Here is a 270-nt window from a genome sequence, read left to right on the forward strand (position 1 = left end):
AACCATGTCTTCAGGGCTTTGTGCCGGATTTAAATTAATACCGCGTAAAAATAACATATGGCCGTTTGTAGCAGAGGTGATACGTGGACGAGTTTCGTCTGCAGTTAGCGACTCTAATTCGTAGTCGGTTAAAAATTCACAGCCTTTTAGCCAAGTGACAACGTCAGCTTGGCTATAATCCATGTGCAACCAAAGCTTGCCTTGCTCTGGTTGCCAATTATGTAGTTCGGCGCTGTTTTCTATAGTGCGCGCACCGCCTTGCTCATCAAG

The 270-nt window shown here is 45.6% G+C and carries 1 protein-coding gene; it reads right to left on the bottom strand.

Annotated elements, in window-relative coordinates:
- The coding region (locus tag V0R37_RS22250) for a CorA family divalent cation transporter (RefSeq protein WP_420376574.1) at window positions 1-270 on the bottom strand (270 nt) is incomplete at both ends.

It is taken from the genome of Pollutimonas rozaliensis (assembly GCF_048751585.1).
Taxonomy (GTDB): domain Bacteria; phylum Pseudomonadota; class Gammaproteobacteria; order Burkholderiales; family Burkholderiaceae_B.